General features: G+C 64.3%; 17 protein-coding genes and 1 pseudogene. 3 read left to right on the top strand and 15 right to left on the bottom strand.

The features are described 5' to 3' along the window. Position 1: 1 nt before the first annotated feature. The 5 genes and pseudogenes from AC628_RS12155 to AC628_RS12135 form a co-directional block, all read right to left on the bottom strand. Positions 2–1,318, bottom strand: a complete 1,317-nt coding sequence (locus AC628_RS12155) for an ABC transporter substrate-binding protein (RefSeq protein ID WP_074127041.1) — start codon at positions 1,316–1,318, stop codon at positions 2–4. Between the two features lie 39 nt (positions 1,319–1,357). After that, on the bottom strand, positions 1,358–2,446 hold the full coding sequence (locus AC628_RS12150) for a CobW family GTP-binding protein (RefSeq protein WP_074127040.1): 1,089 nt from the start codon (positions 2,444–2,446) through the stop codon (positions 1,358–1,360). After that, positions 2,446–4,113 carry an amidohydrolase gene (locus AC628_RS12145; protein ID WP_074127039.1) on the bottom strand — a complete coding sequence of 556 codons (1,668 nt, stop codon included), beginning with the start codon at positions 4,111–4,113 and terminating at the stop codon, positions 2,446–2,448. Before AC628_RS12145 ends, AC628_RS12150 begins: the two co-directional genes overlap by 1 nt. A gap of 173 nt (positions 4,114–4,286) precedes the next feature. Continuing rightward, positions 4,287–4,814: pseudogene (locus AC628_RS12140) on the bottom strand (gamma-glutamyltransferase); the annotation flags it as partial. 369 nt (positions 4,815–5,183) lie between these two features. Continuing rightward, positions 5,184–5,858, bottom strand: coding sequence for a helix-turn-helix transcriptional regulator (locus tag AC628_RS12135; protein ID WP_074127038.1), 675 nt, complete (start codon positions 5,856–5,858; stop codon positions 5,184–5,186). Positions 5,859–6,080: 222 nt separating this feature from the next. Here AC628_RS12135 and AC628_RS12130 point away from each other — a divergent pair, with 222 nt between their 5' ends. Further along, positions 6,081–7,283 (top strand): serine hydrolase domain-containing protein, encoded by a 1,203-nt coding sequence (locus tag AC628_RS12130; RefSeq protein ID WP_074127037.1) that lies wholly within the window; start codon positions 6,081–6,083, stop codon positions 7,281–7,283. 16 nt (positions 7,284–7,299) lie between these two features. On the opposite strand, the gene AC628_RS12125 is transcribed toward AC628_RS12130, so the two are convergent. The 9 genes from AC628_RS12125 to AC628_RS12085 form a co-directional block, all read right to left on the bottom strand. Beyond that, positions 7,300–8,703, bottom strand: a complete 1,404-nt coding sequence (locus AC628_RS12125) for an amidase (protein ID WP_074127036.1) — start codon at positions 8,701–8,703, stop codon at positions 7,300–7,302. Between the two features lie 86 nt (positions 8,704–8,789). After that, positions 8,790–9,551, bottom strand: a complete 762-nt coding sequence (locus AC628_RS12120; RefSeq protein ID WP_074127065.1) for an SDR family NAD(P)-dependent oxidoreductase — start codon at positions 9,549–9,551, stop codon at positions 8,790–8,792. Between the two features lie 60 nt (positions 9,552–9,611). After that, positions 9,612–10,322: an ABC transporter ATP-binding protein gene (locus AC628_RS12115; protein WP_074127035.1), complete on the bottom strand. Its 711-nt coding sequence runs from the start codon at positions 10,320–10,322 to the stop codon at positions 9,612–9,614. Continuing rightward, positions 10,312–11,031 carry an ABC transporter ATP-binding protein gene (locus tag AC628_RS12110; RefSeq protein WP_074127034.1) on the bottom strand — a complete coding sequence of 240 codons (720 nt, stop codon included), beginning with the start codon at positions 11,029–11,031 and terminating at the stop codon, positions 10,312–10,314. Before AC628_RS12110 ends, AC628_RS12115 begins: the two co-directional genes overlap by 11 nt. Before the next feature lie 3 nt (positions 11,032–11,034). Continuing rightward, positions 11,035–12,108: a branched-chain amino acid ABC transporter permease gene (locus tag AC628_RS12105; protein ID WP_074127033.1), complete on the bottom strand. Its 1,074-nt coding sequence runs from the start codon at positions 12,106–12,108 to the stop codon at positions 11,035–11,037. Positions 12,109–12,121: 13 nt separating this feature from the next. Beyond that, positions 12,122–12,988 carry an ABC transporter permease subunit gene (locus AC628_RS12100; protein WP_074127064.1) on the bottom strand — a complete coding sequence of 289 codons (867 nt, stop codon included), beginning with the start codon at positions 12,986–12,988 and terminating at the stop codon, positions 12,122–12,124. 94 nt (positions 12,989–13,082) lie between these two features. Continuing rightward, entirely contained in the window at positions 13,083–14,321 is a 1,239-nt protein-coding gene (locus AC628_RS12095) for an urea ABC transporter substrate-binding protein (RefSeq protein WP_074127032.1), read from the bottom strand. 36 nt (positions 14,322–14,357) lie between these two features. Further along, a complete protein-coding gene (locus tag AC628_RS12090; RefSeq protein WP_074127031.1) occupies positions 14,358–15,353 on the bottom strand; it encodes an acetamidase/formamidase family protein in 996 nt (331 codons plus the stop codon). Positions 15,354–15,371: 18 nt separating this feature from the next. Next, positions 15,372–16,772 (bottom strand): amidase, encoded by a 1,401-nt coding sequence (locus AC628_RS12085; RefSeq protein WP_074127030.1) that lies wholly within the window; start codon positions 16,770–16,772, stop codon positions 15,372–15,374. A gap of 433 nt (positions 16,773–17,205) precedes the next feature. Here AC628_RS12085 and AC628_RS12080 point away from each other — a divergent pair, with 433 nt between their 5' ends. Both AC628_RS12080 and AC628_RS12075 read left to right on the top strand, forming a co-directional pair. Next, positions 17,206–18,369, top strand: coding sequence for a transporter substrate-binding domain-containing protein (locus AC628_RS12080; RefSeq protein WP_074127029.1), 1,164 nt, complete (start codon positions 17,206–17,208; stop codon positions 18,367–18,369). After that, complete coding sequence (locus AC628_RS12075) at positions 18,366–18,953, top strand: ANTAR domain-containing response regulator (RefSeq protein ID WP_074127028.1); 588 nt, start codon at positions 18,366–18,368, stop codon at positions 18,951–18,953. Before AC628_RS12080 ends, AC628_RS12075 begins: the two co-directional genes overlap by 4 nt. A gap of 436 nt (positions 18,954–19,389) precedes the next feature. Here the strand turns inward: AC628_RS12075 and AC628_RS12070 are convergent, their stop codons facing one another. Continuing rightward, complete coding sequence (locus AC628_RS12070) at positions 19,390–26,391, bottom strand: filamentous hemagglutinin family protein (protein WP_143201558.1); 7,002 nt, start codon at positions 26,389–26,391, stop codon at positions 19,390–19,392. Between the last annotated feature and the right edge of the window lie 67 nt (positions 26,392–26,458).

Raw genomic sequence — 26,458 nt, 5'->3', positions numbered from 1 at the left:
CTCAGGCCAGCTTGGAGAGCAGCTGGAGATCGGCCTGCTTCGGGATGAACGGCGCGGTGCCGTTGTGCACGATCAGGAGCTCGTAGTTCGACTTGCCGCCCTTGCTCTTGCGCCATTGCCCGCCGGACAGCGAGGTCACCGCGACGTTCTTGATCGGCGTTCCCTTGAATTTCACCGGCCCGACCACCGTCTCCATGTCGAGACCCGCGATGGCATCGCGCAGCGAGTTCTTGTCCTTTGGATCGCTGTTCTGCAATGCTGCGAGCGCAACTTCCCACAAGGCATGGGCGTAACCGATCGGCTGAGTCCATTGCTTGCCCGTCGTCTTCTCCCATTCCGCGGCGAGCTCGGCGGCGGTCTGTCCGGTCAACGACGACTTGAACGGATAGGCCGGCGTCCACCACACTTCGGTGGACATGCCGTCGCCACGATCGCCGAGCGCGTTCACCGCACTTGGAAACAGGAACGCCGCCGCGACGGTGCAGATCTGCGGCTTGAAGCCAGCCTGGGCCGCCTGGTTCCACAGCGTCACCCAGTGATTGCCGTAGGTGAAGCCGGAGACGATGTCGACGCCGTTGTTCTTGAACGACGACACCTGATTGGTGAAATCGTCGGTCGCAATCTGGAATTTTCCGGCAGAGAATTCCTGATAGCCCGCCTTTGTAATGCCGCCGGGCAGACCGACCTTCGGGTCGGAGAACGCCTGGCCAGCGGGATTGTCGATATAGAGCGTGCCGACCTTCTTGTTGGTCTCGACCGACTGCCACATGCCGAGGAAGTTCTTCACGACATCATCGGCGCCCCAGAAGAAGTGATAGCTGTAGGGGAAGCCCTTGTCGGGCGTCGACTTGCGCGGAAACATCCAGCCCTGCCACGGCACCATGGTCGAGATCGAAGGAATGCCGCGGGCGTCGGCGAGCTCCTGCACCGGCGCCTGCGCGTCGCCGTCCTCGATCAGGATCAGGTCGCATTTCTCCCGCAGCACCAGCTCGCTCGCAACCACCGACGAGCGGTTCGGATCGGATTGATTGTCCTTGAAGACAAACTCGACCCGCCAGGTCTTGCCGCCGATCTTGAGGCCATCCTTGAGGCGGGCCCTGATGCGTTCGTGAATCCAGGTGTCGGGTTCGGCAAACGGCGCGCGGACGCCGGAGAGGCACCCGACCCAGCCGATCTTGATGGTGTTGCCGGCGGCCCGCGCGACATTGACCAACGGCACGTTCATCGCCGATGCGAGACCGGTGGCACCAGCCGCCTTCAGCAGCGTGCGCCGGTCGAGCCGGCCGGACGACGGGCCGGTCTTCGAATTCTCAGTCATGTCCCTCTCCCTGAAACAATTGTCTGAACTAGATCCCGCCTAGGCCGCGGATCGCTGAATCGCCGCGCGGCCCACCGCGGCAAATTTGCACAAGGTGTTCTCGATGATCTGGCGCGGGATGCCGCGCACGATGAAGACGAGCCGCGAGCGGCGATCCGCCGACGGCCAGCTCGCAAGCGCGATCGGCGGGTGAAACACGTGCTGCACGCCGTGCACCACGATGGGCGTATCGGGCTGCTCGGCGACATGCACAATCGCCTTGAAGCGCAGCAGGTCTTCGCCCCTCAGCGCCGCGACATAATCGAGCCACCGCGCAAATGCGTCGCGCTGGATCGGCTCGTCGATAATCAGGCTGTAGGAGGATACGCCTGCATCGTGCGTGTGATGGCTGTGATGACCGCAATCTGCGCCATCGCAGTGGTGATCGCTGTGATGATGGGGCGCGTTCGCGGCCTGCGATGCCAGATCGAACCAGCGCACGACATCAGCGGACCGCGCCACCGGATCGAACAGACCGGCATCGAGGACCTTGGCCGGATCGACCATCCCGTTCCGCACATGCGAGCGCGTCGCCACCGGATTGATCGCTGCCAGCTGTGCATCGAGCCGCGCCAGCGCGTCATCGGCAGCCAAGTCAGTCTTGGTCACGAGCAGCCGGTCGGCGACCGCGACCTGCCTGACGGCTTCGTCATGCGCCTCGAGGGTACGCACGCCGTTCACGGCATCGACGGTCGCGACCACGCCATCGATGCGGTAGCGACCGAGGATATCGGGCGCCGTCATCAGCGTGTGCAGCACCGGCACGGGATCGGCGAGCCCGGTGGTCTCGACCAGCACGCGGTGGAACGGCGGGATCGTTCCGGCGGCGCGGCGAGCGGCGAGATCGGCCAGCGTCTCGATCAGATCCTCGCGCACCGAGCAGCAGATGCAGCCATTGTCGAGCAGCGCCAGACGATCCTCGCTGCTCTCGACGAGCAGGTGATCCAGCGCCACCTCGCCGAACTCGTTGATGATGGCGACGACGCCATTGAGCTCCTTCTGGCGCAGCAGGTGGTTCAGCACCGTGGTCTTGCCGCTGCCGAGGAAGCCGGTCAGCACCGTGACCGGGATCTGGTCCGCTGCTGCCATCACGTGCCCCGCTGGTAGACCTTGCGGCCCTCGAAGAAGGTCATCTCGACCCGCGTATCGGCGAGCTGATCCGGCGGGATGTCGAAGATCATCTGGTCGAGCACGATCAGATCGGCCGATTTGCCGACCTCGATCGAGCCGATCGACTGGCCGAGGCCAGCCGCGCGTGCGGCGTCGATGGTGTAGATGTCGATCACGGTCGCAAGATCGAGCGCCTGCTCGGCCCACAGCGACTTGCCGGGAAAATCACCGGTCGGATTTTGCCGCGTCACCATGCCCTCGATGCCCTGCCAGGGATCGGGGATCGGGATCACCGGCCAGTCCGAGCCGCCGGCCATCAGCGCGCCCGCCTCTTTGAGGTCCTTGTTCGGCCAGAAGCGCTGCGCGCGCTCCTCGCCCATCGCGGCCTTGTGCGCCTCCAAGAAGATGGTCGGATACCAGATGATCGGCGACAGGTCGGCGGCGACGCCGAGTTCGGCGAAGCGCTTGATGTCATCGGGCGCGATGTAGCTCGCATGGGCGATCTGATGAATCAGATGGGTCGGGCCGTTGAAGCTGCGCACGACATCGATGGCATCGAGCGCCTGCGTCACCGCGGCATCTCCCGCGCAATGGATCTTCGCCGCCAGGCCGAGCTTCTCGCAACGCCCGAGCCAGCGGATCAGGTCCGGCACGGTCAGCATGGTCGCGCCGCGGAAGCAACAGCCGCGCACGGGATCGGCGACATACGGCTCGTGGAAGGCCGCGGTCTTGGCGCCGGGCACGCCGTCGAGGAACACCTTCACATAGTCCGGCTTCACATGGGCGCCGCGATACTGCTCGCGCAACGCAAACAACTCCTCGCCGGCCTTGCCGAACATGAAGCCGGGCTCGACCACTGGCATCGCGCAGACCGCCCAGGCGGTGAGCTCGCCGCGGTCGTCGAGCCCCTTCAGCGCCGCCATGATCGGCTGCATGCTGGCAGCATCGATGAATGCCGTGACGCCATAGGTATTCAGCACCGAGATCGAGCGCGCCACCGCCGCGCGGTCCATCTCGGCCGTGTAGTGACCGGAGGCGGCGAGCGCCCGCTCCACCAAACCCGAGGCGGCCTCGATCATGATCCCGGTCAGAGTCCCGGTCTTGAGATCGCGGCCGATCTCGCCGTCGGTCGGATCAGGGGTATCGGCCTGCACGCCGGCGAGCCGCAGCGCCGCCGAGCTCGCCCAGCGATTATGATAGGTGTCGTCGCGCAGCACGACGGGGTGGCCGAGGCATGCTGCGTCGAGCAGCGCGCGGGACTGCGCAGTGTTCATCTCGTTCAGCAGATTGTTACCGAACTGCCCGCCGACGATCCAGGCGCCGGGCGCTGCCGCCGATGCGGCCTTGTGCAGGGTCTCGGCGATCCTTGGAATGCTGTCGGCGTTGGAAAAACGAAGCTCGTAGAGATCGGCCTGACCGCCCATCATGATGTGATTGTGGATGTCGACGATCCCCGGCATCGCCATCCGCCCGCCCAGATCGACGGTTGCAGTCCCCTCGCCGATCAGCGACGCGACGTCGCGCTCCTCGCCGACGGCGATGAACCGGCCGGCCTTGACCGCCGCGCATGCCACCCAGGGCTGCCCTCGGTTCGACGTGTAGATCCGGCCGTTGCGGAAGACCGTGTCGGCGAATGTCCTGTTCATGCGGATCAACTTCTCGATTGGGAAGGCCTGAAGCGATCACTGTGCGATGCACAGCGGCCGCACCGCGCACGACACCAGCGTGACGCCAAACGTTCGGCATGTCGGCAATTGGAACAATCCACCGTCCGGTGGATGCTCCGCCGCCTCCCGCAACACGGCTAAGCGGCAGCAGCTTAGAACCCCAGCGCCAGGCCGTCCTTGCGGTGGTCGGAGGCGCCGAACAGAACGCCCCTGGCGTGGTCGATGCGGATCGCCTGGCAGCCGCCGATCGGCTCCTCGGAGAAGCGGGCCTCGTGACCGCGGGCGCGCAGCTCGTCGCGGATATCGGGAGAAATCGTCGTCTCCAGCGACAACGCGCCGTCGAAGGCAAAGGAGCGCGGTGCCTCGGCCGCCGCCTGGATGTCCATCTTCAAATCGAGGATGTTCGAGATCAGATTGGCATGGCCCGCGGCCTGGTAGTGCCCGCCCATCACCCCGAACGACATCACGGTCCTGCCGTCCTTGCGGACGAGGCCCGGGATAATAGTGTGCATCGGCCGCTTGCGCGGTCCGAGCGAATTGAGGTGCCCGGGCCTGGCGCGAAAGCTCCAGCCGCGATTGTGCAGCAGGATGCCCGATTTCGGCGCATAGATGCCGCTGCCGAACGGATAGAACAGCGAGTTGATCAGCGAGACCGCATTGAGGTCGCGGTCGACCACCGAGCGGCCGATGGCCATGAAATCACGCATGCCGCTTCCTCTGATGTTGCGAGCGGCAGCCGCTCGCCAACATTGTCGAATACGACACCGGTCCTCGGGGAACCTTCGGTTGGCGGTGCGGCAGGGAGCAATCCACCTAACGGTGGATCAAGCAGATCACGCCGCAAGAATTTGGATGTATGGCCTACAGACCCTGCGCCAAAATTCGATGTCGTCCCGGCGAAGGCCGGGACCCATAACCACAGATGGTCATTGTTGCGATGGGTGGAACGACGAATCCCGCTCACAATATCCGCTGCGGAGTATGGGTCCCGGCCTTCGCCGGGACGACAGGAGGAACGAGCCGCGGACTCGCAATCTACAACCGACGCTTCAATGCGGCCGCGACATCATCGCTACCACCGCCGACCGCGTCTCGACGCCGAGCTTCTCGAAGATGTGGATCAGGTGCGTCTTCACCGTCGCGAGACCGATGTTCAGGCATTCGCCGATCTCGCGGTTGGTCCGGCCGCAGCACAACAGCTCGACCACCTCCATCTCGCGCGAGGTCAGGCCGTAGCGCGCCGGCTCGTCGGGGTTCGAGGACAGGCGGCTGGTCAGGTTGAACTCGAGATAGTCGTGGATCTTCTCGGCAATATGCATGCTGCTTTCGGGGATCGCGCAGCCCGGCGCCCAGAGCACGCTCATGCCGGCGACGATCCGGTCGTTGCGGCGGAAGAAGAACTCGATCATGTCGGCGACGCCGCATTGGCCGGCGAAGGCGCGGTAGGTCGCCGCCTCCTGGGACGCGCATTGGGCGAGCGCTGTGCTCAGCCGGGCAATCGACCGGTTGCTCGCGGAGCGAGGATGCAGCGGATCGAGCCGGTTCATGCCGGCAAGATACTGGTCGTGGAAACTCGGCGGGACGTTGCTGGAGAGCACAAAGCGGTTGAGGGTCAGATTGCCGTCGACCTCGTAGAACGCGGTCGCGGACCCCTCGAGAATCCCGCGCGCGAACTGAATGGCCTGCGTGGTTGCCGGATCCGGTCGGCCCAGAAGCGCGATCATGACCTACCTCCCGATGTTTCCCGATGGCGAACGTCTGCGCGTCGCATGCCCGGCACGCTGGGGCAGACGCAGGGCGTAGTCAAGCAATTTGCGGGCCAAGCGCACATCCTGGAAACGGTTACGCCGGAGTAACCTCAGACCCCCCTCCACCATCCGGTTGATTGCGGACGGCGCGACCCATGCGGAACTTTCGCACCTCCCCATGTCATCATTGGATCAAGAATGAATTCGCGTCGCATCATGGCCGCCTTCCCGTCGGCGGCCGACGAACAAGTCACCCTCGCCAACTGGCGTCAGCATCCCTATAACGAGTGGGCATTCCGCAATGTCCGCGAGCTGCTGCCGACCGCGAACATCGCACGCGCCGCGGCGCCGGCGCCGCTGTCCTTTGCGCCGCGCTATCTCGACGACGTCAGCTTCGCCGATCCGCGCGGCGAAACGGTCGGCGTCGGCCAGGCGCTGCGCGCCAGCCACACCGACGGCATCGTGGTGTCGCACCGCGGACAGGTCGTGTTCGAATGGTATGCCCACGGCCTTACACCGGACACCCCGCACCTCATCTTCTCCGTCAGCAAGTCGGTCGCCGGAACGCTTGGCGGCATCCTCGCCGATCACGGCAAGCTCGACCCGGACGCGCCGGTGACGCGCTATATCCCGGAGATGGAGGGATCGGTCTATGGCGGCAGCTGCACGGTGCGCCACCTGCTCGACATGAGCGTCGGCATCCGCTTCGACGAAGACTACATGGCGCGCGACGGCGACATCATGAACTACCGCCGCTCGACCGGCTGGGAGCCGCCGGATCCCGCGATTCCGCCAAGCAATCTGCGCGACTATCTGCGCACGCTGCGGCCAAACGGCGCGCCGCATGGCGAGACCTTCCACTACGTCTCGACCAACACCGACGTGCTCGGCTGGGTCTATGAGCGCGCCTGCGGCATGTCCTATGCGAAGATCCTCTCGCAATATCTGTGGCAGCCGATGGGCGCCGAGCACGACGCCTACATCACGGTCGATTCCCGCGGCGCAGCGCGCGTCGCCGGCGGCATCTGCGCGACGGTGCGCGACCTCGCCCGCTTTGGCGAGATGATGCGCAATCACGGCATCAGCAACGGACGCCAGGTGGTGCCGGGCTGGTGGGTCGACGACATCAGGCAGAACGGCAACGCCGAGGCCTGGTCGCGCGGCGACCTGACCAAGGTGTTTCCGAACGGCAATTACCGCAACAAGTGGTACACGCTCGACCGCGGCGAAACGCCGTTCGCGGCCGTCGGCATTCACGGCCAGTGGATCTACATCGATCCGGCCAACGAGACCGTGATCGCGCGCGTGTCCTCGCAGCCGCTGCCGATGGACCTCGATCTCGACCACATGTGGATGCGCGGCTATCGCGCGATCGCGGTCAGGCTTGCCGGCAAGGACTGACCGGTCCACAGTGACCTCATTCGACAGGAGGCCGCCGCGTATGCCAGTCCGTCACCGACTGGAACGCGGCGCCAGCGCGGACCAGCACGTCCTCGGAAAGATGCGGACCAACCAGCTGCATGCTGAGCGGCATCTGGTCCGAGGCCATCCCCATCGGCAGCGTGATGGTCGGGCTGCCTGAGAAGTCGAACACCGCGGTGAAGCGCAGGATGCTCAAGAGCACATTGGGGTCGGCGCCGTACTCGCTCATCTTGGTGAGCGTTGGGATCGGCACCGGCATCGTGGGAATCAAGAGCAGATCGATATCCTCGAACATCGCGGCAAGGCTGCCGCTGAACTTCAGCCGCTCATGATGGATCGCGGCAATGTCGACGCCGCTCATCGCCCTGCCCTGCTCGATCAGCTGCGCGAGGTCCGGCCCGTATTCCGACTTCCGCGACGGGTAAGTGTCGAGATGCGCCTCCGCCGTCTCCACCGAGCACATCGCGATCCACTGGCTGACGAGCTTCTGGTACGGCGGGACATGCACTTCGCGGATGTCGGCACCGAGATCGGCGAGCGTGCGCTCGCCTTGCACCAGGGCGGTCACGACCTGGCGGTCGATACCCTCCTGGGTGTACCTGCGATCAACGCCGATCCGCAGTCCCCTGATGCCCTCGCCTGCCCCGGCCAGATAGTTCGGCACCGGCGCCCGCAACGCGGTCGGATCATCGGCATCGGCACCAGCGATGACGCCGAGCATCGCCGCGGCGTCGGCAGCGCTGCGGCACATCGGCCCGACGTGATCGAGCGAGTCCGCCAGCGGGAAGATGCCGTGCCGGCTGACGCGGCCCCAGGTCGGCTTGATGCCGGTCAAGCCGCAGGTCGCCGATGGAAACCTGATCGAGCCGCCGGTGTCGCTGCCGATCGAGCCGTAGCAGAGGCCGGCCGATGTCGCGACGCCCGATCCGCTCGATGACGAGCCGACCCAATAGTTCACGTTCCACGGATTGAGCGGGGCCTCGACGGCCGGATGGTGGCTGGTGTAGGCGCCCTCCGTCATCTTGAGCTTGCCGAGCGTCACCGCGCCGGCAAGCTCGAGCCGGTCCACGATCGTGGCGTTGAAGGACGGCACGAACTTGGCATGGATCGTGGTGCCGCCCGTGGTCGGCGCAAACGTCGTGTAGCAGAGGTCCTTCAGTCCGATCGGAACGCCGTGCAGCGGGCCGCGCCAGATGCCCCTGGCGATCTCCGCATCGTGCTGTTTCGCCTGCGCCATGGCGCGCTCCGAAAGGACGTGCGCGTAGCCGTGAAACTGCCCATCCAGTTTGGCGATTCGGCCGAGGATCGCCTCCGTGATCTCCGAAGACTTCACCTCGCCGCGGCGGATGAGCCCGGAGATCTCTGTGATCGACTTGTAGTGCAATGGATCCGCTGACATCTGACGCCCTGCTGTTTTCGGAAAATGCCTTCCCGGACCGCCGCTCCGGGCGGCGGTCTCGTCACTGTGCTGACGGCGTGCTGCGCCTAGAACTGGACGCCGCGCGTCAACGCTCCGTCCACGACGAGGTTGGTCCCCGTGATGAAGCTCGCCGCCCTGCTCGCGAGAAATACGGCGGCGTTCGCCATCTCCTGCGGCGTGCCCATGCGGCCGGTCGGGTTGAGCGCCAGCGCGGACTTGTACAGTTCGGGATTGCCGTCCTTGATCATGTTCCAGACGCCGCCCTCGAAATAGGTATTGCCCGGCGACACCGAATTGGCCCGGATGCCCTTGGCGGCGAGCTGGTAGGCAAGCCCCTGCGTGTAGTGGATGATCGCGGCCTTGAACGTCCCGTAAGGACCGCTGGCAAAATCGACCTCGCGGCCCGAAACGCTGGAGATGGTGACGATCGCTGCCGCCTTGCTCTTCTCGAGATACGGCATCGCCGCGTTGACGAGCCGCACCGTTCCCATCATGTCGGTGGAGAATTCCTTCTCCCAGCTCTCCTCGTCCTGTCCGATCGACAGCGCGCTGACATTGGCAACCACGACATCGATGCCGCCGAGCTTGGATGCCATGTCGGCAACCCAGGCCTTCAACACCGGTCCGTTCGAAACGTCGACCGCGCCGCCGAACGCCCCAACGCCCTTGGCCTTGATCGCGGCAACAGCGCTCTCGACATCCGCCTGGTTGCGCGCGCAAATGCCGACATTGGCGCCTTCGGCGGCGAACGTGTCGGCGATGGCCCTGCCGATGCCCTTGGTGCTGCCGGTGACGAGAACCTTTGCTCCCTTGAGTCCCAGATCCATGTCCATTCCCTCCGTTATTATCGATTATGGAAACCGCTATTCACCACATGGCGCAGCCGATCAGAGCAACAGCTGCGCGCGAACATTGTCTTCGTTGACCTCCTCACCGGCCAGCGACCGCGTGATCTTGCCCTTCTCCATGATGTAGCAGCGCTGGGCGACGGCAAGAATCGTGTCGAGGTTCTGCTCGACGATGATGATCGTCGTCCCGAGCTCGGTGCGGAACGACTTCAGCGCTTCGCAGATATGCTGCACGATCGAGGGCTGGATGCCTTCGGACGGCTCGTCGAGGATCATCAAGGATGGATTACCGATCAGCGCGCGGCCGATCGCAAGCTGCTGCTGCTCGCCGCCAGACATGGTGCCCGCGATCTGCCGCCGGCGCTCCTTCAGGCGCGGAAAATACGCGTAGACGAGTTCCGGGAGCTTCTTTCCATCCGGCCCGCCGATCAACTCGCCGACCTGCAGATTCTCCTCGACGGTCATTTGCGGAAACACGTCGCGGCCCTGCGGGATGTAGCCGAAGCCGGCACGCGCGCGGGCATCGGCCTCGAGCTGCGTGACGTCCTGATCCATGAAGGTGATGGTGCCGCGCCAGCTCTGCAGCAGGCCGATCAGGCAGCGCATCAGCGTCGACTTGCCGACGCCATTGCGGCCAATCACGCCGACGATCTCGCCGCGCGCGACCTGCATGCTGACGCCCTGCAGGATCGGCGTCGCGCCGTAGCCCGCCCAAAGTCCCGAGACGTCCAGAATGCGATCAGTGCGCATGGGTCTTACCCAGATAGATTTCCGCGACCTTCTCGTCCTCCAGAATGGCCTCGAGGCTGCCGCGCGCGAAGATCTTGCCGAGATGCAGAACGGTGATGCGCTGCGCGACCTGGCGCACGAACGCCATGTCGTGCTCGACCACCAGCACCGTCATGCCCTCGGCATTGAACGACTTGATCAGTTCGCCGGTCTTGTAGGTCTCCTCCGGCGACATGCCGGCGGTCGGCTCGTCCAGCAGCAGGAGTTGCGGCTGCAACGCGAGCGCCATCCCGATCTCCAGCCATTGCTGCTGGCCGTGCGACAGCGCGCCTGCAAGCTTGCCGCCGTCATCGGCCAGATCGAGCAGCGCCAGCAACCGCTCCTCTTCCTCCATGCGCTCGGCGCCCGAAAGGCGTTCCTGCAGCGCGATCTGGATGTTCTGCCGCACCGGCAGCTCCTTGAACACGCTCGGCGCCTGCATCTTGATGCTCATGCCACGCTGCACCCGCGCGTAGGGACGCTCGGCGGTGATATCGACGGAGTCGAAAAAGATGCTGCCCGTGGTCGGCAGATAGAGGCCGACGATCAGCTTGAACAGCGTGCTCTTGCCGGCGCCGTTGGGCCCGATCAGGCAGTGGACCTCACCGGCATTGACCGTCAGGTCGACATCGGAGACCGCGGCTAATCCACCGAAACGCTTGGAGACGCCTTTCACATCGACCAGTGCCATGGATCAGGTCTCATCCGATTGCAGACGGCTGGTATCGGCAAGCGCAGGAGCCTCGTCTCGCCGCCGGCGCCTGCCCCACCAATCGACCACGAGCTTGCCGATACCGAGCACAAAGCCCTGCGGCGCCAGCATCACGGTGGCGAGCAGCAAAACCCCCATCAGCACCAGCGCCGCCTGCTGGCTGTAGACCGTGATGGTCTGGAAGCCGAACAGCAGCAGGAACGATCCGACGAGGGTTGCGGTCAGATCGTTGCGGCCGGAGAACGCGACCCACACGATCGGCATCGCCGCCGCCGGCAGGCCGATGCTGGACGGCGTGATGAACTGCCCCCACGACGTGTACAGCGCGCCGCTGAGGCCCGCGAGGCCGCTGCCGATCACGAAGGTCAGGAGTTGATATTTGCGGACGTCGTAGCCGAGCATCTCGGCGCGCTGCGGATTTTCCCGCGTCGCCACGATCACGTTGCCGACGCTCGAGTTCACCAGCATCCGCAGCGCGATGTAGACGATCACGATCAACGCGATCATGAGATAATAGAGCGCCGATCCCTCGATGTCGAAGCTGCCGACGGTGAGCGGGTCCATCCCTTTCATGCCGTTGAAGCCGTTCAGCCGCGCCGGGCCGATATGCCATTCCGGCCCGGCCGTCTGCCCGAGGAAGAAGGCAAGGACCAGCGTCGCCGACAGCGTCACGATGCCGAAGAAGATGCCGCTGATGCCGCCCCAGATCATGAAGTAGCCGAGGATCCCCGCTGCGATCATCGCGACGACAACCGAGAGGACAAGCGCGGCGATCGTGGTCGTTCCGCCGCCCATGTTGATGGCGAGCACGCCATAGCCGTAGCCGGCGATACCAAAGAAGAAGGTCTGGCCGAACGACAGCATGCCGCCATAGCCCCACATCAGGCAGAGGCCGAGCGCCATGAATATCCAGATCAGGAAGTAAGCGAAGTTGCCGACGTCGTAGGAATCGGCGAACAAAGGATAGATCAGCGCACCCGCCAGCACGGCAAGGAAGCAGGACCAGAAGATCCTGCCACGTCCGAGCGTCTGCGGACCGTCGAGCAGCTTCAACATCACAAATTCCCGTCTAGCGCCCACGACGCACCAATACGCTGGATAGCCCTTCAGGCAGCACACGTATGATCAGGATCACGGCAAACAGCATGCCGATCTGTCCGATGATCTGGCCATAACTCGCATTGAGCGCCATCCGTATCATCGCCAAGAACACCGCGGCAGGCGCGGTTCCGAGCAGGACGTTGGCGCCGCCGATCACGACGGTGACGAAGCTCTCGACCACGAAGGTCGCGCCCATGGTCGGGATCAGCGTCATGGTCGGTGCATAGAGCGCGCCGCAGAGTCCCGCGAGCGCCGTGCCGATCCCGAAGCTGATGGAATAGATGCGCCCCGTGCGCGCGCCGAGCGCCTTCGCCATCGCCGCGTTCTGCATCGTCGCCCGCGCGATCACGCCGAAGCGCGTCTTCATGAAGATGATGTAGAGCCCCGCCAGCACCGCCACCGCACAGAAGAACAGCACCAGGCGGTAGGTAGAGAACGTGTAGCCGCCGATCGCAAAGCTTCCCTCCGGCGTGCCAATGCCGCGCACTGCGGAGCCGACGGTCAGCAGCATCGACTGGGTCACGATCAGGCTGAGGCCCCAGGTCGCGAGCAGTGAGTCGAGCGGGCGCTTGTAGAAGCGCCGCACGACGAGGTACTCGACGATCATGCCGATGATCCCCGCAGTCAGCGCCGCCAGGATCTGTGCGATCGGCAGCGGCACGCCGAGATTCACGAGCCCGACAGTGACATAGGCCCCGCACATGATGAACTCGCCATGCGCCATGTTGATGACGCCCATCATGCCGAACACGATGGCAAGGCCCGCCGCGGACAGGATCAGGAACGCGAAGACGTCGGCGAACTGATAGAATACCGAGAAGAGTTCAGCCGACATTCCGCTCTCCGTGATCACGGCGCCGCATCATCGCGGCGCCGTCTCGCTTCAAATTCGAGCTGCAAAACACGAGCAAGATTCGTGCCCGTGCGCATCACGATTTGCTGGGAAGATGACTCGGCGTGTACTGATCCTTGTCGTTCTTCTTGGTCAGGTCGCAGCCGATCTCGCCCAACCAATACGGCTGGATCGTGCCGTAGTCCTTCTCGACGGTCACCTCGTGCTTGGGCCCGACCGAGATCAGGCGCATGCGGTGCGAGGTATGCTGGCTCTTCGGATCGATGCACACCTTGCCCTCGGGCGCGTCGATGCAGGCATCGCCTGATGCGATCACCTTGCGCATGTCCTCGAGCTTGGTCGACTTCGCCTTCTCGACCAGCGCCTTGTACATGTAGAGTGCATTATAGGCGTTGTAGCCCATGTCGTTGATGTAGAGCTCATCGGGGAACTTGGCGTGCCAGCGCTTCTTGAAGTCGTTGGCTTCGGGGGTGTCGATCTCCTCGAACCAGTTCGCGGTCGCATGCATGTTGTTGAGCGCCGGCGGCTTGAACCGCTTGTGCTCGAATCCGAGCATGATCTTGATCGAGGACCCCATCGGCAGATTGAGATTGGCCGCGGCCGCCTGCTCGAAGAACGAGTCCTGGGCGGCGCCGACATTGATCGTCAGCAGCCAGTCCGGCTTCGCCTTCTGGATGTTCTGGATCGTCTGCGCGAATTGCGACACACCGAGCGGGATGAATTCTTCTCCGACGACCTCGCCGCCGAGATCCTTCATGATCTTCCGGTTCCACTCCGCCGAGATCTGGCCGAAATTGTAGTCGGCGGCGATGACGTAGACCTTCTTGCCGAACTTCTGGACCATCCAGGGGATCAGGGTCGAGAACTGCTGCTCCGGCACCGCACCCATGCTGATCATGCTGGCGTCGCAGACGCCACCTTCATACTGGTTGGTATAGAAGTACGGCGTGGTGGTGCGATCGACGATCGGGCGCAACGCCTCGCGCGAGGCCGAGGTGATGCCGCCGATCAGCACATCGACCTTGTCGCGATTGAGCAGCCGCCGGCCGAACTCCTGATAGCGGGCGTTGTCGCCCTGGGGATCAAGATGGATCAGCTCGATCTGGCGTCCGAGGACGCCGCCGCTCTTGTTGATCTCCTCGACCGCCAGCTGCGATCCGTGCAGCTTCGGCATGCCCATGAAGGCGAGATCGCCGGAGACGTCCTCCAGCAAGCCGACCTTCAGCGGCGGTTCTGCCGCCTGCGCGCTACCTATTGCCGCGATGCCAAGCACCGCACCAAGCAAAGCCCTTCCAACTATTCGCCCCGAATTCATCGCGATGTTCCTTGTCGTTGAATGATTGTTGGAAGTTCACGCCTTGAGGTAATTCTTCAGGATCGACGCCCCCATCGTGTATTTGGGGTCGACCATGTTGCCGAGCCGCATGCGGCCGGCCTGGCTGAGCAGCATGTAGGCGTCGATCTCATCGAAGCCGTAATCGGCGCTCATCCACCGCACCAGCTCGCGATAGGCGATCCGCGCCGCGTCCTCGAGCGGACGCGCACTGCCGATCGTCATGATGAAGTCGCGCGTCTCGAGCCGCGGCCAGGCAAAGCTCCAGTTCTTGATCAGGTCGATCTGCAGCGTCACGGTGGCGCGCTGTTCGAGCGCGACCCCCGAAAGCTCGCCATCGCCTTGCGTTGCGTGGCAATCGCCGACATAGAGCAGCCCGCCCTCGGCATGCACCGGCAGATAGATGATCGCGCCGGGCGCGACGTCAGGCAGGTCCATGTTGCCGCCGTGATAATCAGGCTGCAGCGAGGAGATCGCCTCGATCTCGGGTGACACGCCGATCGTGCCGATGAACGGCTCGTAGGGCAGCGTGATCTTGTCGTTCCAGCGCACGCCGTTGCGATCGACATGCAGCTTCTTGACGCGCTCCGGCAGCGGCGGATTGAGCAGTGCCGTCGATGCGGTGCCGACCAGGCCGCCGAACTCCGGAATGATGCAGGTGGTTCCGGCCGGCTGCGCGCCGCGGGTCTCGACGTCGCGGATATAGACCGCGAGACAATCGCCCTTCCTGGCGCCCTTGACCGCGATCGGCCCGCATTGCGGATTGAGGTACGGGAAGTTCAGTTTCGCCGTCGGGCTGTCGCTTTCGCTGGTGAGCACGCCGCCGAAGGCATCTTCGGTCTCGACGACGACCACCCCGCCGGGATCGATCGACAAGGTCGGCTTGGCATAGGGTCCATAGACGTAATGGAAACCGCCCTGCTGCTCGATCGTCAGACTGTGGGTCGTGCCCGTCGCGCCCTTGGCGACTGCAAGCTTGGCCATGATGGAACTCTTCAACCAATCTTCGGTCATGCGAACGGGCTCCTCAACTCAGATCGCGGGATGACGCTTGTGCCAGTCGGTGACGCGCTGGAAGGCATCGCCCGCACGAACGAGACTTGCTTCGTCGAAGTGACGGCCGACGAACTGGAAGGCGACCGGACCACCGTTCGGCGCGAAGCCGCCGGGCAGCGTCACGGTCGGACTGCCGGTCATGTCGAACGGACAGGTGAAGCGCAGCAGCCCGGTGATCAGCGACGGGTCCTCACCCAGCACCGCCATCTTGGCCAATGTCGGCGCAGCGAACGCCTGGGCCGGAACCGCAATCAGATCGACGGTCTCGAACAGCAGCCGCACCGCGCCGCGGAACGCCTCGCGCCGCAGCACGATCTTCTGATAGTCCATGCCGGATTGCGCCCGGCCGAGATCGAGCAGGCCAGCGAGCGCCGGACCGTATTCGTCCTTGCGCGCGGGATAGGTTGCTTCGTGCGCGACCGCCACCTCGATGCCGCACAGCGGGAACCAGTCCTCGATGACGGCCTTCGGGTCGGGGAACGTGATCTCTTTGATCTTCGCGCCGAGGTCGGCCGCGACGCGCAGGCCTTCGCTGAGCACCTTGCCCGCAGCCTCGTCGGTGCCCTCGCTGGTCCAGTGCCGATCAACCCCGATCGACACGCCGCGCAAATCCCCCGTCAGGCCTGCGAGATAATCCGGCACGGGCAGCGGCACGGAGGTGGTGTCCTTGGGATCCTGCCCCGCGATCACCGCAAGCATCGCGCCGCAATCGGCTGCGTTGCGTGCCATCGGGCCGATGTGATCGAGCGTCGCCGCGAGTTCGAACGCGCCGTAACGGCTGACGCGTCCCCAGGTCGGCTTCAATCCGGTGATGCCGTTGGCGGCCGAGGGAAAGCGGATCGACCCGCCGGTATCGGTTCCAAGCGAGCCAAAGCAAAGCCCCGCCGCTGTGGCGACGCCGGAACCGCTCGAGGACGCGCCGGACCACAGATCGGCATTCCAGGGATTCTTCGGCGGATCGATCTTCGGGTGATGGTCCGCATAGGCGCCCTCGGTCTGCTGCAACTTGCCGAGGATGACCGCGCCGGCATCCTTCAGCCGCGCGACGACCGTGGCGTCCTCATTCGGACGGAAATCGCGATGAATGGTCATGCCGTGCGCGGCGGGCGCGCCCTTGGCCCAGCACAAATCCTTGACCGCGATCGGCACGCCGTGCAGCGGTCCCTTGATCTTGCCGGATTCGATCTCCTTCTCGGCCGATGCAGCGTCGGCAAGCGCCGCCTCGCCCATCACGTGGGCGTAGCTCTTGAGCTTGCCGTCGAGCTGCTCGATCCGTCCGAGCATCGCCTTGGTCACCTCGACCGGCGAGAGCTTCCTGGCCTGGATTTGCTGCCCGACCTCAATCAGTCCGAGATAGTGAAGATCCGTCGTCGGCATCGTTTCTCATCCCCGCACTTGGCACCGCACTTGGCACGACGCAAGCGCAGGCACTGCCCATCACCGCGCATGCGCCTCCGGCTTGGCGACACGGGCGTGTCGCCAATTTGTTTGGCGGCAAAAGCAAAAAAGCCACCCGCCCCTCCGAAACGAAGGTGACGAATGGCCCAAATGCCGCGGCTATGATCTATCGCAAGGGACCGTGATCGAACGGAGCACTCTGCGCGGCGATCGGGACGTCATCGGCCAGATCGACGCACGCAAGGTTCGACAGGAAGCCCTGTAGGAGAAAATTCTAAGGAGGTGTGCAGCGCGTTGTCAACGAGGCTGGCTGCACAAATTTCGCAAGGTGCATGCGCAGCAAATCGGCATGACGTCTTGCACCGACATCTGCGAAGATGATTTCCTTCGCAAGTCGCCCTGAAAGTCGTCGATGACAAAGCCGTCCATTCCCGTTGGCATTATCTGCTCGCAGCACGGGCCTTATCAGGCCATGGGACGCGAGATCCTGAAGAGCGCCATGATGGCGGTCGACGAGATCAATGAGCAGGACGAGTTCGACTTCTCGATATCGGCGCATGTCCGCGATCCCCGCGGCATCATTTCGGAATACCATACGGTCTGCGACGACCTCATCCGCAATGTCGGGGTCGAGCACATCATCGGCTGCTACACCTCGGCCTCGCGCAAGCAGGTGTTGCCGATCGTCGAGCGCACCGACCGCCTGCTCTGGTATCCGGCGCGCTATGAGGGGTTCGAATGTTCCGACAACGTCATCTATGTCGGCGCCTCGCCCAATCACAACGTGCTGCCGCTGGTGCGTTACGTGCTCGACAATCTGTCGCGCGAGATCTTCTGTGTCGGCTCCAACTATGTCTGGACCTGGGAAACCAATCGCGTCACCCGCGAGCTGGTGACGGCGGCGCGGGGAAAGATCCTCGCGGAACGCCTGCTTGAACTCGGTGAGAGCGCGGTCACGCACATCGTCGACGAGATCGTGCGGCGCCGGCCGCCGGTCGTCTTCAACACGCTGGTCGGCAGTTCGAGCTATGATTTCATCCGCGCCCTCCATGCGGCGACGCTTGCCGCGGGTCTCGACATCCCGATGCTGAGCTGCAGCCTGTGCGAGCCCGAGCTGAAGATCGCGGGCCCCGCATCGGCCGGGTGCATTACGTCGTCGGCCTATTTCGAAAGCATTCGGCTGCCCGAGAACCAGGCCTTCGTCGCGCGCTGGAAGGCGCGTCACGGCGAGCACTCCAGCCCGTCGGTGGACGGGCAGTCCGCCTATGTCGCGGTCTATCTGCTGGCCCGCGCATTGCAGCGCGCCGGCACATCCGACATCGGCGAGGTGCGGCGCGCCGCCGCCGGCTATCGCTACAATTCGCCGCAAGGTCCGGTCTGGATCGACGGCAGCAACAACCACTGCGTCCTGACGCCGCGGCTCGCCGTCTCCAACGCCGAAGGACAGTTTGACATCTTCTGGGAAGCTGAAGCGCCGGTCAGACCGGATCCCTATCTGACGCAGCTCGACATCGCCGCCAGCCCTGCAAGGGACGGAACGTTGCCGAATGCGCCACATCTGCGGGTGGTGAAATGAGCAAGCCGTCGTCGTTCTCGCTGCGCGGACGCAAGGCGCTCGTCGCCATCAAGGACGAGCGCGACGCCATCATCGTGAGGCGCCAGTTCGAGCGCCTCGGGATCGACATCGTCATATGGGATGGCGGCGCCACGATCGACTGCCGGCCGGACGTGACGCTGATCGACGACGAGTTCCTGCCGCTCACCTCACCGGCGCAGCGCGCCTCGCTTGGACGCAGCCCGGTGATCGCCCTGCTGGGCACGGAAACGCCGAGCCGCCTGAAGCTGGTGCTCGACCTCGATCCGGCATCATTCCTGGTCAAGCCGCTGCGCTCGGCCGGCATCTATGCCGCGCTCGTGCTGGCCTTCGAACGACGCGAACGCACCAACGAGCTGAAGCAACAGGTGGTGAAGCTCGAACGGCGGCTTCGATCGCGCCGCGTCGTGCTCGCCGCGGTGCTTCAGGTCATGCACACCCACGCGCTGGCCGAGCCGGCCGCTTTTGCGCTGATCCGGCGCGCCGCCATGGAACAGCGCAAGACCATCGAGGAGCTCTCGGCCGAGATCACGGCCAAGGGCTCCCTGCCCCGGGCGGCCGGTTAGTCGGTGCAGCTACCAAAACAGCGAAAACAACCCCATGCAAAGGAGCTGGCGGCTGCCGTTCGACAGGGCAACTTGACACGTCGGGCAACTCAGGGGTACATTTCCAATATTCCGAAATCGTGCAAGCACCCCTCGCCCGCAAGTGCGGGGCGAGGTGAAGCGGAGCCTGCTCGATTCAGAGACAAGTCATCGCGCGTTAAAGCGGGATGAGTTCTGGTTGAATCGGCTTGTCGCGATCTCGGTTCACCTCTCCCCGTTGGGGAGAGGTCGGATTGCGCTCGGCGATGCGAAGCATCGTCCGGGAGCAATCCGGGTGAGGGCTCTTGCCCTCTCGATAGACCGTAACCCCTCACCCGATTTGCTGCGCAAATCGACCTCTCCCAAGGGAGAGGTGAACGTCCGACGCCGTTCCAGTTCAACCTAATCTCATCATGCTTTAGTTCACCACCTGCTGGCGCTCGTCCGGGGTCAGCTTCTTCAACTGCTCCGCGTTCAACTGACCGTCGCCGATCAACTGAAAGGCGCTGTTCGGGTCGTACTGGCTTTGCTTGTCGCTGCCGCGACGCTTCTGTTCATCGCCACCGTCGCCGCCGCCGTAGCCGAGCACTTCGACGATGATGACGGAGGGTTGCTCGTTGGCGCTCGGCGGCGGCACTGCGGCCTGCTTGGCAGCGGCCCCCGCCGTGTTCGAAGCTTCGCTCAGCGCGCCCATGTTCGGCGCCTGGACCTGCGGCACGCCGATCACGCCGCCCTGCGCCTGGATGTTGGCGGCGTTGACGATATGCAATGCGGCGATGTTGACGAAGCTCGACGCGCGGATGCCGGCCTCGCCCGCATCGACGGTTCCGAGCGGCGCGATCAGATCGACCGTGCCGCGCGGCACCTCCGGGATCGGTTGCAGCGTCGCGATGCCGGCGCCGCTGGACGGCACCACCGGCGAGATCGTGATGTTGCCGTAGCTGTCGTAAGCGCGCTTTGGCGGCGTGTAGAGCACCGTGGTCTTGGCGCCACGGCCGGCGTTGATGTCACCCTCGGCCGACCAGATCACGATATTTCCGCCGAACGTCGTCATGATGCGCGACAGGCCCATCAGCACGCTGTTCTGCGAATAGATCTGGATGTTGCCCGCGCCCTGCGTGATGAGGCCCGCATCGGCGCCCGGCAACAGCCCCTCGGTCCCGATGGTGACGGCACCGCCCGGCGTGAGGAACTGGATGTCGCCACCGAAATCGGTGTGAACGAAGCCGCTTTGGACCTTGTAGTTCGCCGCGCCCGCCGTGCCGGAGGCCGCGGTAAACATCGTGATGTCGCCGCGATATGCGGACGGGTCCGGGAACAGCGCAGCGATCGCCTCGCGTCCGCGCAAATAGGAACCGGCGCGCGGACCACCGGTCTGGTTGTATTCCCGCCCGCTCGCGGTCAGCTCGGCATAGTAGACCTGGCGCAGGAAGATGCGCTGCTGCGCATCCGGCAGTGCGAGGAAGTAGCCAAGCGCATCCGCCTTGGTCCCGCCATAGCCGAAACGTTCTGTGAGCCAGTCATAAAGCTCGTCGCCGTAGGTCTTCGCCACTTTGCCGTGCTGGTCAGCGAGCGGCCCGGCGCCTGCGAGATTGCCCGGAGCGAGATAGAGCCTGGCAAAACCGGTCCAGTCGACTTGTCCAACACCAACATCGCCCGTGCCGACGCCGGCCTGCATGACGACACCAGCGCCGGGCCGCTTGTCGCCGGCGGCGAGAGCCCCGATGCTTTCGACCGTCGCGGTCGATCCCTGATAGATGTTGCCGGCCGCCGTGATTTCGAGCGTGCCCGGGCCGGCGATCAGCCAGCCTGGTTTTGCGCTGGGATCAAGCCCCGGCCAACCTGCATAAATGATGCTGCCACCCGCCGCGATGGTCGAGACATCGTTGGCATCATCGTGCAGGATCAGGCCCTTGGTATCGACAATGCTGCCGCCGGCCAGCATCCGCAGCGGCCCTGCCGCCTCATAGTAAACACTGTCCAAGGCAATGTTGCCAACGTAGCGGCGCACCGTGATGGCCTGCCCGTATGTGATGCTCGTGATGTCACCGTTCACGGCATAGATGCGTGACACATTACCCAGATCCTGCACGGCGCGATCCTTCACCGTGTTTGCATCAAAGACGAAGGGGTGCCCGCCTCGATCCCAGGAGTAGGTGGCTCCGTTGGTGGCTCTATCGTTCACGGCGGTGTAGTCACCCCAATAATTGGAGGCCGTTATGGTCAGCCCCGTGCGGCTGCCGAGCAGACTTGCCCAGCCCGGCCGGAACGGTGTCGCGAGAGCCGACATCGATGTCGTCAACGGACCCATCACGAGTGTGTCGCCAAGGATGGATCCTTGCGCCAGCACCTCGAGCTCGCTGTTTTGTGAGGGCAGCATCATCCCGCCGCCCGGATTGTAGATGTTGCCGTTCGCGGCGATCTGCCGGACGATCGAGGGGAAGAAGCGGGAGTCGCTCGGAGCGTTGGCCGATGCGAGGGAGCCGCCGGCCGCGAACATGTTCGCCGCGGTGCTCCCCGTCCACAGCGTGAACCAGCTCGCACCCTCGCCGCTCGTGGAGCCGCTGCCGATGTCGGTCAAGCCGGTCATGCCGACGATGCCCGGATCGAGAATCGCTCCCATGGCCAGATCGCCGCGCGCACGAAGGTCGATCACGCTGTCGCCCAGTGCAAAATCGCCACCGACAAGCGTCGTCATCGAATAGACAGTCAACGGATTGATCGGCCGCGGATCCGACCCGCCATCGTTGCGGAAATTTGATGCGACCAGGCTGCCGAAATCGCCGGTCGCGATGTCGATCCGTCCACGCAGGTTCACGAATTGATTGCCGCCGGTACCGATATCGCCCGCCTTCACCGACAGCACGCCACCGCCCGTCTGCACCAGACTCCCATCTGCCATCACCCGGCCACTGCCGCCGACGGCGACGATGACGCCGCGACCAACATCGCCGACCGTGCCACCCGCTTGCAGCGTGACGTTGCCGCCGCCGAGCGTGCCGAGACCGGAGAATGCCGATATCCCGAGCGACAGAATGCTGGGGTCGCGGATCTGATCGTAGGTATAGCTGCCGAAATTGATGCCCCAGGCAGTCTGCTGGCCGATCTCCGAACCACCCTGGCGCCATAGCCAGGATCCGATCTGGGTCGATCCCGTCCGCAGCGTGCCCTTAACGTCGCCCTGCGTGACAAGCAGGAAATCGCCACCATGTTCGGGGTAATACATCCGCTCGGAGCCGAGTGTCGGTTCGTAGTTGGCGTTGGCCGAGCCAAGCAAGGTGCCATCGGTCAATCTGCCGCGGCCGAGGTTGTAGGGATCGTTCTGCGCCGTCCCGGTCTCCCTGATCGCGGTGCCGGCCGTGTAGACACCGAATGGGGATTGCTGGTCGTAATTGCCGCCGGCGAGAATTTCGAGATCGCCGGTGCCGGTACGCAACACGCTGACGCCTGATGACGTCGGCTTGTTGACGGTGACGTTGAACGGATCATTCAACACGACGTTGCCCGAGCCGGCGAGCGCGTCGGCGGTCTGCAGCGTGCGGCTGTCGGCGCTCGCAAGATCGGCACCGCCCACCAGCCGGAACGACCAGGATTGCGTGCCAGGCGTGAGCATCGGAGCGATCGCCCAGACCTGGCGGTCGCCCGGCCCGATCAGATTGACGTTTGACATGTTGGCCGGCAGCACCGTGCCCTTGGGAAGCAGCGTATCGGCGGCGAATGTGTACCCGCCGAATACATAAAGGCTGGCGCCCGCCGGCAGCCTCAGCGGCTGGAGAACCAGACTGTTGAACGTATTGATGAAGGCCGGCCCGGTAAAGTAAACACCCTTTTCGAACACGGTGCCGGCCGGAAATTCCGTGTTGGTCAGCAGCGTATCACCTGGATTGTAGGTCCTATCCGGCGTGATGATATGCCCGCCATTCAGCTTCCTGGTCTGAACATTGGGTCCTCTGACGGTGAAGTCCTCCGCCAAGGTGACCGTGGCGGGCAGCGGATGCGCGGCGCTCGGGCTCAGCTTGACCGTGCCGTCAACGAGATCGAGCTCCATGTTGACGGTGGCACTGATCGGAATGGTCGAACCACTGCCGATGACCACACCATCAGTCGTAACGGTGTAGGCGGATGTCAACGTGCCGGTGGCAATCACCGTCACCGCATCTGGGGAAGCGGGCGGTGGTGCGAAGCCGTCATTGATGCTGCCGTTGATCTTGAGATCGCTCGCGGCGCGGACCACGAGCACGCCCGGCTCGCCGGAGCCGCGCACCGCCGGATCGGCATTCGGCCCATAGCGATAACCGGAGAAGTCCAGATCGCCCTTGGTCGACAGACCACCGCTCGAGGTGATGGCAACGCCGGGCCGCAGATGGAAGGCCGAGCCATAAGCCGCGAGCCCGGAAAGGCGATTTCGCAAGTCACTGTTCTGAAGCGCAGCGTTGATGAACTGAGTGCTGTCGACATGCAGACCGTCGAGATAGGCCTGGTCGATGGTGCTGCCGCCCGGCAGGTCGTAGGTGCGGAAGCCGTTCACTGCGATGCTGCTTGCACCGCGAATGTTGAGCGAGCTACGCGCATCGATGCCGATGTCGTTAGCGCCCGCACCGTCTCCGTCGGTGCCCCCACGGCGCGGCGCGCTCAGCTCCAGCTTGCCGCGCGACACGCCATCCGGCGACGTCATGTCGATGGTCGCGCCGGTGGCCAGCGTCATGGTGCCGTGCGTGGTGGTGAGCTCGACATGCGCGGTGTTGTTAGGCTCGATCGCCGCCCCGTAGCTGTCGGTCTGGAGTACGTTGCCATGGACATCGAGCACGGCATTCGACGCGAGGCCGAGATCGCCACTCGCGGACAGGCGGATGGTGCCGGGCTTCGCCCCGCTCGCGTCGATCCGGCCGCCCACCGTGAGGTTGCCCTGATCGACCGAGACGGTCACGTACCGAGCCTTGACGCCATCACCGATGACGAGGCTGCCCTGGCGGAGATCAAAGCTGCGGGCGTTGAAGAAACCGGCATCGTTGAGCTTGGCATTCAGCGCAGCAAACTCGCCGAAATTCTGGGCAGCTACCGTGAACTGGCCGCTATCGAAATCGCCCGTCGATGATCCCTTGAGCGTGCCGGCGAACGAAACCTGCCCATGGGCGGCGTCGATCGCCTTGGCCGAGATCGAGCCAGCCGCATTGTAGGCAGCCGAGACATCGATAACCGAACCCGCACTCTGGATGATATTGCCGGTGCCGGAGCTCAGGGTGAGATCACCGCCCCAGCTGAACTTGGTGACGTCAAAGAAAGCGATGCCGCGGCCGGAGAGGTCAATGGTCGCGTTCGCACCGAGCACGACGTCGTGCGTCGCATTCAGCGTCAGCTTGCCGGACGGTAAGGCGAATGCGGTGTCGACAAGGACGCTGTCGCCGGTGAAAGACAGCGTGCCGCCGAGATCCGTCACGCCATGCGTATCGGAGGAAGCGGCCCCCACCGGCGCGACCAGGCGCAACGCGGCTCCCGCGCTGACATCGAGCTTGGACCCGTTACTCGCCGTGATCAGCGGGGTTGCGATGGTGAGCGCACCGCCCTGCAAGGCGCCGGTGCCGTCCTGGCTCAGCCCCACCTTCAGCGTGCCATTGCTGTTCGCGGTGATCTGTTTCGCCGCGCTTAGCGTGACATCGGAGAAGCCGAGCGCCAGGCGGCCCAGCGTTGCGCCATCGGTCGGCTTGCTCAATGATGCGTCAAAGCCGAACAGAATCTCATTCGCCGTAATGGCGAGATGCCCCGATCCGGTGCCGGGCCCACCGGGCAGGACAGGCCCAGGCGCCTGATTGCCGTACGGGCTCGCGAAAGTGCCGCTGCCGGTACGGATGCCGTTCCAGACCAGCGTGTCGGCGGTGATGCGGGCCGCGTCGCTCGCGGAACCGAGACCATAAATGGCCGGCGTATTCAGAACGAATTTGAGAGAATCGGACGAGGAGCCGCCCTGGCGCGTGGTGTCGAGGTCGACGCTGCCGATCAGATTGAAGGAGCCACTTGCCGTGATGATGAGTTGCTCGAGCGCGGGGGTGCCGGCAGTCGTGGAAGGCCGCAGCAGCTTGTCGAGCACGCCTTGGGTGAGATTCCAGCCCGTTGGCAGTCGGCCGGTCGCCTGCGCCGCAGCAAGCGCGGCCTCGGTGCCGACATTGACCTGCTCCTGCGTGACGTTGAGATAACGCGCGCCGAAATTGACGTCGCCCATAGTGAGCCCGCCCGGCGCGGCGAGCACCACACTGCCATCGGTGAGCAGCGAGGCACCGCTCGCGATGCTGATCTTTCCGGGTCCGACGGCATCCAGAAACTGATACCAGCCATTGGCGACAGCGAGCACGGCCGGACTGTCGGCGGGATTTGCCGACGAATAAGGGCCGATGTTGCCATAGACGTAACCGAGCGTCGAATCCACGATCCCATTGCCCAGTCCGCGCGCATCGATCGTCGCGCCGCCCGACATGCTGATGGCCTTGGCGACCAGGAAAACCTGGCCGGCACGGATGGTGGCGCCATCGAGCAGATTGACGGTCGCGGTCAACCCTCCGTCAAAATAGATCTTGGCGCCGGCTCCCGGATTGTCCTCCTTGTAGTATGTGCTCGTGCCCCCCAGCAGTAGCGTCGGTGCCTTGAAGGCATTGATGTCGTCGCTCGATACGGACGTATGTCCGGCAATCGGCGTAGCCCCTGACGCCGTGATGTCGAGCACGGCAGGGCTCGACGAGACGGTCAACGGCCTGATGATCAATGCACCGTCAATGCCGTCCTTGGCGCCGTCGAACGACGCGGTGCCGGCAAAGGACAGCGATTTGCTGCCATCAAGCGGCATGCGAAGACCGATTTCGAGCACCTTGCCATCGTCCGGCAGACGCAGCCGGAAGCCGCCGAACTTGGCCGCCTGCGCACGCGCGAAATCGGCATAACTGGTCTCGTTGTACTGCGAATAAAGCCGCGTGGTCTGGCCAGGGGTGAGGATCACCCGCGTCGGCAATGTGTCCAGGATCGCCGTATTGGCAACTCCGAGATAGCCCGACGAGACGATGGAGCCGTTGCCTGCCGTCACCGGAGCCATCATGGTTGTTCCGGTCGCGCCAAGCTCGACGCGATAGCCGCCTGGCAGCAGCGCATAGCTCGAGGGCAGCAGCGTGTAGGTGCCCGCGGGCAACCCCGGCACGCCCGTGGAAAGCGTGATCTGCTGGCCGATCGCGGGATCGCCGGCGCCATTGGTCGCGATCGCCGCCGCATAATTCGCCGCATAACCTGGCAGGATGGCGTAGACCTTGTTACCGGTCGCGCTGTAATTGTTGATCGGGTTGGCGTTGACGAGCGCCGTCTTCAGCACATCGACCGAGCCACCGCGGCCGGAGATGAAACCCGTGCCGGTCAGCGTGCCGCCGCCGGTCAGATCGATCACGGCTCCGGCCTCACCCACGAACGATGTGGCACCGATCGAAACGCCGCTCGCGATCTTTGTGTTTCCC

Origin of the sequence: Bradyrhizobium sp. NAS96.2, assembly GCF_001908235.1 — a bacterium.
Taxonomy (GTDB): domain Bacteria; phylum Pseudomonadota; class Alphaproteobacteria; order Rhizobiales; family Xanthobacteraceae; genus Bradyrhizobium.
Note: the sequence above shows the minus strand (reverse complement) of the source record. Positions and strands in the feature narration are given on the sequence as shown.